We start from the raw sequence: 6,704 nt of genomic DNA, 5'->3' as shown, positions 1-6,704 counted from the left end.
AGCAGGTCCATCGCGAGGCGCCCCGCCTGCTCGGCGGCGGCGTCCTTGGCCGGCAGCGTCGCCGGGATGCTGACGCTGCCCATCGCGGCGATGCCGAGGAACTCGGCGACCATCGCCATCGTGTTGGCGGTGAACTGGCCGCCACACGCGCCGGCGCCGGGGCACGCCTTGTCTTCCAGATCCTTCAGTTCGATCAGCGAGATGCGACCGGCCGCCTGCGCGCCGATGCCCTCGAAGACGTCCTGGATGGTGACGTCCTTGCCCTGCCAGGTGCCGGGCGCGATCGAGCCGCCATACAGGATGACGCCCGGGATGTTCAGCCGCGCCAGCGCCATGATCGTGCCGGGAATCGTCTTGTCGCAGCCGCACAGCATGACCACGGCGTCGAGGTGGTGCCCGAAGCTCACGAGTTCGATCGAGTCGGCGATCACTTCACGACTGACGAGCGAGGCGCGCATGCCCTCGGCCCCCATCGTGATGCCGTCCGACACGGCAATCGTGTTGAACTCCATCGGCGTGCCGCCCGCGGCCCGCACGCCGTCCTTGACGTGCTCGGCCAGGCGCCGCAGATGGAAGTTGCACGGGCCGATCTCGGTCCAGGTGTTGGCGATGCCCACCAGCGGCTTGGCCAGGTCCTCGTCCGTGAAGGCGCAGGCCTTCAGCATCGCGCGCGCCGCGGCGCGATTGGGGCCGTCGGTCAGCGCCGCGCTCTTGTGCTTGTTCAGGTCGGTCATGCGGGATCTCCTGCCGCCACGGCAGGGGCCGCGGCCGTCGAACGGGGCAGCAGCGTGGACGCATACGACCCGAGGTTGCGGAACATGGGGGCGAACTCGGCCAGGTGCGCGAAGGCCCGCGCGCAGCGGGCATCCTCGGCGCCGACGGCGAGATCGACGTAGAACAGGTACTCCCAGGGACGACCCGGGATGGGGCGCGACTCGAGCTTGGTCAGGTCGATGCCGCGCAGCGCGAAGACGCTGAGCGCCTTGAACAGCGCGCCCGCCTCGTTGGCCAGCGTGAACACCACCGTCGTCTTGTTGGTGGCGGCGGCCACCGGGGCCGTCGACGCGGGCGCCACGACCAGGAACCGGGTGATGTTGTCGGCGAAGTCCTGGATGCCCGACTCGAGAATCTGCAACGAGAACACCGCGGCGGCGCGCTCGGACGCGATGGCGGCGGCCCCGGCCAGCTGGCGATCCTTGATGAGCTTGGCGCTGCCGGCCGTGTCGTAGGTCGCCACCACCTCGACGCCCGGCAGGCTGCGCAGGTACCGGTCGCACTGCGCCAGGGCCTGCGGATGCGAGTAGATGGTCTTGATCTGGTCGATGGTGGTGCCCGGCAGGGCGATGAGACTGTGCACGACCTTCAGTTCGAGGTCGCCGACGATCTGCAGGGCGTGTTCGAGGAGCAGGTCGTAGTTGCGGTGGATGGTGCCGCCGATGGAATTCTCGATCGGCAGGACCCCGAAGCTGGCCCGCCCGCTCTCCACGGCGCGGAAGACGTCCTCGAAGCTGGGACAGGGCAGCAGTGTGGCGTCCGGTGCGTATCGTTGCGCCGCCGCCTCGCTGTAGGCCCCCGGTTCACCCTGGAACGCGACCACCATGCCCACCCATCGTGCCGGGGAGGGGAGATAAAGTCAAAGTTATCTTTGTTAGGCAATCATGCTCAGGATTTATTGGATGCGTGCCGCGCATCCCACGCGTCCCGTGAGCGTCCGCGGCGCCGTGACGCACCGGAGTCGTATAATGCGGAGTTCATGCTTCGCCCGTACCGCGGCCAATGGCCCCAGCTCGACCCGTCGGTCTTCGTGGACCAGAGCGCGCAGGTCATCGGAGATGTGGTCGTCGGTCCGGAATCGAGCATCTGGATGCAGTGTGTGGTGCGTGGCGATGTCCATCGCATCCGCATCGGGGCCCGTTCCAACATCCAGGACGGCACGGTCGTCCACGTGATGCGCGGCACCCACCCCACGACGATCGGCGACGCGGTCACCATCGGCCACGGGGCCCTCATCCATGGCTGCACCATCGAGGATCGGGTCCTCATCGGGATGGGCGCCATCGTCCTGAACGGCGCCGTCATCGGCTCGGACTCGATTGTCGCGGCCGGGACGCTGGTCACCGAAGGGACCGTGGTGCCGCCGCGGTCGCTGGTCATGGGCAGCCCGGGCAAGGTCCGCCGGACCCTGACCGACGAGGAAGTCGCCTCGATTCTCGACTACTCGGCCCGCTACGTGGGCTACCGACTCGACTACATGGGCGACGCCACGACGGCGCCCGAGGCAAGCGAGGCCCGCGGCTGACGCCGCGGCACCCCATGGCTTCCACTGCACCAGCCCGCGGCATGCGGGACTTCCTGCCCGCGGACGTCCGCCGGCGGACCTACGTCATCGGCGTGATCCGCGGCGTGTACGAGCGCTACGGGTTCGAGCCGCTCGAGACGCCGGCCGTCGAGAACATCGAGACGCTGCTCGGCAAGTACGGCGACGAGGGCAATCAGCTCATCTTCAAGATCCTCAAGCGCGGCGAGCACGAGGCGTCGGGGCAGGCCGATCTGGCCCTCCGCTACGACCTCACGGTGCCGCTCTCGCGCGTGGTCGCCGAGCACCGCGGCACGCTGCCGAAGTACTTCAAGCGGTATCAGATTCAGCCGGTGTGGCGTGCCGATCGCCCCGCCCGCGGCCGGTTCCGCGAGTTCTACCAATGCGACGTGGATGCCACCGGCTCCACCTCGCCGGTCGTCGAGGCCGAGCTCTGCGCCGCGGCCTGCGAGGCGATGCAGGCCCTCGGCTTCAGCGATGCGGTGCTGCGCCTGAACCATCGCGCCGTGCTGACCGGCGTGCTCGACGTGGCCGGCGTGCCGGCCGACAAGCACGGCGATGCCCTGGTGGCGCTCGACAAGCTCGACAAGATCGGGCTGGACGGGGTCAAGGCCGAGTACGAGACGCGCGGGCTGCGTCCCGAGGTGGCCGACACCGTGCTCGGGATTCTCGGCGCGGCGGCCCTCTCGGGTGTGGTCGCCGCCGACAACGCCGCGGCGCTGGATCGGGTCGAGGCGTTCGTCGCCGGCCATGCCGAGGCCGTCGCCGGCATCGCCACCATGCGGACGGTGCTCGCGCTGGCGGCCCGCACGCCCGCGGCTCACCAGTTGCGCGTGGACCTGAGCCTGGCGCGCGGACTGTCCTACTACACCGGCTGCATCATGGAGATGACCGTCCCGGATCTGGCGGGCAGTCTCGGTGGCGGTGGCCGGTACGATGGCCTGGTCGGCATGTTCCTCGGCCAGGCGGTGCCCGCCGCCGGCTTTTCGCTGGGGCTCGAGCGCATCCTCGTGGTGATGGGGGAGCGGGCAATGTTCCCGGCCCACATCGCCGCCACGGCCGCCGACGTGTTGATCGCCCAGTGGAACGCCGACACGGCCGGCGACGCCCTGGCGCTGGCGCATACCCTCCGGGCCGGAGGGCTGCGCGTCGAGGTCTACCCGGATGCCGACAAGCTTGGCAAGCAGTTCAAGTACGCGGCCGCGACCGGCGTGCCGCTGGTGGTCGTCGAAGGCGATGACGAGCGTGCCGCCGGCGAGCTGACGGTCAAGGACCTGCGGACCGGCGAGCAGCAACGCGTGCCACGTGCCGAGGCCGGCGCGTACCTGAAGGACCTGCTCACGCCCGTCGCCTCGGGATCTCTGTAGTCTGTTCCGCCCGGCTCGGAGAGCCGGCCCTACCCGATTCCCCGACGCCGACACGACGCCGACTCCCGATTCCCGACTCCCGACTCCCGTTTCTCCGTCCCACTGTGACCATGGATCTTCTCGGCGACCTCTACAGAACTCACACCTGCGGCCAACTCCGGCCCGACCACGTCGGCCAGGAGGTCGTCCTGCTCGGCTGGGTGCACCGCGTCCGCGACATGGGCGCGGTCATCTTCCTCGACATCCGCGACCGCTACGGCGTCACGCAGGTCGTGACCGAGGCCGAGCCCCTGCTGGGCCAGGCCAAGAAGCTGAAGACGGAGATGGTGGTGGCCGTGCTCGGCCAGGTCGCGCCGCGCTCGCCCGAGACCGTCAACGACAAGCTCGACACCGGGCAGGTCGAGGTGCGCATCGGCGAACTGCGGGTGCTCAACGACGCCCGTCGGCCGCCGTTCGGCATCGCCGACGAGAGCTTCGTGGCCGAGGACACGCGGTTGCGCTACCGCTATCTCGACCTGCGGCGGCAGCGGATGCAGAAGAACCTGATGCTGCGCCACCGGTTGACGATGGGCATCCGGCGGTACTTCGACGAGCTCGGGTTCCTCGAGATCGAGACGCCCATCCTCACCAAGAGCACGCCGGAAGGCGCGCGCGACTACCTCGTGCCGAGCCGGGTGCATCCGGGCGAGTTCTTCGCGCTGCCGCAGTCGCCGCAGATCTTCAAGCAGATCCTGATGATTGGCGGACTCGACCGCTACTTCCAGATCGTCAAGTGCTTCCGTGACGAAGATCTGCGCGCCGATCGGCAGCCGGAGTTCACACAGGTCGACGTCGAGATCTCCTTCGCGTCGCAGGCGCTCGTGTTCTCGCTGATCGAGCCGCTCATCGCCGAGATCTTCACGGTCGGGGGCATCGAGATCACCACCCCCTTCCGCACGATGACCTACGCCGAGGCGATGGCCCGCTATGGGTCGGACAAGCCGGATCTCCGGTTCGGGATGGAGATTCAGGATCTGGGCGCCGTCTTCGCCGACACGCCGTTCGGGCCCGTGCGCGAGGCGCTCGCCAGCGGCGGGGTGCTGCGTGGACTGGTGGTGCCGGGCGGCGCGAAGATCTCGCGTGCCGAGGTCGACAAGATCGTCGCCGAGGCGATCGAGATGGGCGCTGGCGGGCTGCTCTGGGCGCGCCAGACCGACAAGGGCCTCGCCACGTCGGCCAAGGCGATGGGTGAGGCGGCGCTGACGCGTGCGCTCGAGGTCTCCGGCGCCGGCACCGACGGCCTGCTGGTGATGACGGCGGGAACCGAGGCGCAGGTCTCCAAGCTGCTCGGCGCGCTGCGCCTGTCGCTCGCGAAGCGCTTCAACCTCGTCGACCCGACGAGGTTCGAGTTCCTGTGGGTGGTGGATTTCCCGCTGCTGGACTGGGCCGAGGACGAGCAGCGCTGGGTGGCCATGCATCACCCGTTCACGGCCCCGTCGGACGCCGACCTGCCGCGGATGACCGAGGCGCCTGGCGAGGTGACGGCCAAGGCCTACGATCTCGTGCTCAACGGCAGCGAGATCGGCGGCGGCAGCATCCGGATCCACGACCCCGAGGTCCAGCGGCAGCTCTTCCGCCTGCTCGGCATCTCGGATGAGGACGCCAAGCTGCGGTTCGGGTTCTTCATCGACGCGCTCGAATACGGCACGCCGCCGCACGGCGGCATCGCGCTCGGCCTCGATCGCATCGTGGCACTGCTGGCCGGGGAGCCGTCGATCCGGGACGTGATCGCCTTCCCGAAGACCGCGGCGGCCGTCGACCTCATGTCCGATGCCCCCTCCACGGTGGATGCCCGCCAGTGGAAGGAACTGCACCTCAAGCCGCTTGCCTGACCGCAGGCGGCATGCTAGCGTCCATGCGCGTTGGGAGGGACGGCTCGCCGAGCCGTCCGCGTTGAAGGAGATCACCGGTATCGCAGCCTCGGCCCCGCGCTCCATCCCGGTTCCGGAACAGGGCGTCGACGTCCTCTTCGGCGCCTACGACGACAACCTGCGCCTGCTCGAAGATCTCTTCGGCGTCAGCGTCCGCACCAGCGGACACGAGCTGGTCGTCGACGGTCCGGGCGACCGCCTCGACCGCGTCGAGGCCTTCGTCGCCCAGTTCGCGGCGCTCCTGCGCGACGGCTATCGCTTCGCCCGCGGCGAGGTGAAGGACGCCATGCGGCTGGCGGCCGGCCATCCCGAACTGGACCTTCGCGATCACTTCCTCAAGGGCAGCGTGCGGGCCTCGGCCAAGCGGCAGATCGTGCCCAAGACGCCGACGCAGCGGCAGTACCTCGAGGCGATCGACAAGCACGACATCGTCTTCGGCGTCGGTCCGGCCGGCACCGGCAAGACCTACCTGGCCATGGCGCAGGCCGTGTCCAGCCTGCTCGCCAAGAAGGTCAGCCGCATCGTCCTGACGCGGCCGGCGGTCGAAGCCGGCGAGAAGCTCGGCTTCCTGCCCGGCGACCTGCAGGAGAAGGTCAATCCCTACCTGCGGCCGCTGTACGACGCGCTCTACGACATGCTCGAGGCCGACAAGGTCGAGCGGTTGCTCGAGCGAGGCACCATCGAGGTGGCCCCGCTCGCCTTCATGCGCGGCCGCACGCTCAACGACGCCTTCGTGATTCTCGACGAGGCGCAGAACACCACGTCGGAACAGATGAAGATGTTCCTGACGCGGCTCGGCTTCGGCAGCAAGGCCGTCGTCACCGGCGACATCACCCAGATCGACCTGCCGTACGGCCGGCCGTCCGGCCTGATCGACGCGGTGCGGATTCTCGGCAAGGTGGAGGGCCTGTCGTTCGTGCACTTCACCGACCGCGATGTCGTGCGCCACAAGCTGGTGCAGCTGATCGTGCAGGCGTATGCCGCGCACGACGCCGCGGCCGGGATACCCGATCCGGCCGGAGCCGGCGGGCGTGCCCCCGGTGGCCCTCGAGCCTGATCGCATGGACGCCGACCCTCGTTCCCTGGCCGTCACGGTGTGCACCCGCGACG

The 6,704-nt window shown here is 69.2% G+C and carries 6 protein-coding genes; 4 read left to right on the top strand and 2 right to left on the bottom strand.

The features are described from left to right. Together Q0C41_RS28580 and pheA are read right to left on the bottom strand one after the other, a co-directional pair. On the bottom strand, positions 1-734 hold a 734-nt coding region (locus Q0C41_RS28580), incomplete at its 3' end, for a dihydroxy-acid dehydratase (RefSeq protein ID WP_291989939.1). Next, positions 731-1,600: a prephenate dehydratase gene (gene pheA, locus Q0C41_RS28575; RefSeq protein ID WP_291989937.1), complete on the bottom strand. Its 870-nt coding sequence runs from the start codon at positions 1,598-1,600 to the stop codon at positions 731-733. The genes pheA and Q0C41_RS28580, both read right to left, overlap by 4 nt. A 153-nt stretch (positions 1,601-1,753) precedes the next feature. On the opposite strand from pheA, the gene Q0C41_RS28570 reads away from it, so the two are divergent. The 4 genes from Q0C41_RS28570 to Q0C41_RS28555 all read left to right on the top strand — a co-directional run bounded on the left by Q0C41_RS28570 (position 1,754) and on the right by Q0C41_RS28555 (position 6,651). After that, a complete protein-coding gene (locus Q0C41_RS28570; RefSeq protein ID WP_291989935.1) occupies positions 1,754-2,299 on the top strand; it encodes a gamma carbonic anhydrase family protein in 546 nt (181 codons plus the stop codon). Between the two features lie 14 nt (positions 2,300-2,313). Then, complete coding sequence (gene hisS, locus Q0C41_RS28565; RefSeq protein ID WP_291989933.1) at positions 2,314-3,684, top strand: histidine--tRNA ligase; 1,371 nt, start codon at positions 2,314-2,316, stop codon at positions 3,682-3,684. A gap of 110 nt (positions 3,685-3,794) precedes the next feature. Next, a complete protein-coding gene (gene aspS, locus Q0C41_RS28560; RefSeq protein WP_291989931.1) occupies positions 3,795-5,555 on the top strand; it encodes an aspartate--tRNA ligase in 1,761 nt (586 codons plus the stop codon). Positions 5,556-5,616: 61 nt separating this feature from the next. Continuing rightward, positions 5,617-6,651: a PhoH family protein gene (locus tag Q0C41_RS28555; protein ID WP_291989929.1), complete on the top strand. Its 1,035-nt coding sequence runs from the start codon at positions 5,617-5,619 to the stop codon at positions 6,649-6,651. The last annotated feature ends 53 nt before the right edge of the window (positions 6,652-6,704 follow it).

The sequence above is a fragment of the Luteitalea sp. genome (assembly GCF_022842525.1).
Taxonomy (GTDB): Bacteria; Acidobacteriota; Vicinamibacteria; order Vicinamibacterales; family Vicinamibacteraceae; genus Luteitalea.
Note: the sequence above shows the minus strand (reverse complement) of the source record. Positions and strands in the feature narration are given on the sequence as shown.

Excerpts from the sequence above, each read along its gene's own strand:
- Q0C41_RS28570 (WP_291989935.1), top strand. The coding sequence starts at position 1,754 with ATGCTTCGCCCGTACCGCGGCCAATGGCCCCAGCTCGACCCGTCGGTC.
- aspS (WP_291989931.1), top strand. The coding sequence starts at position 3,795 with ATGGATCTTCTCGGCGACCTCTACAGAACTCACACCTGCGGCCAACTC.
- pheA (WP_291989937.1), bottom strand. The coding sequence starts at position 1,600 with ATGGTGGTCGCGTTCCAGGGTGAACCGGGGGCCTACAGCGAGGCGGCG.
- hisS (WP_291989933.1), top strand. The coding sequence starts at position 2,314 with ATGGCTTCCACTGCACCAGCCCGCGGCATGCGGGACTTCCTGCCCGCG.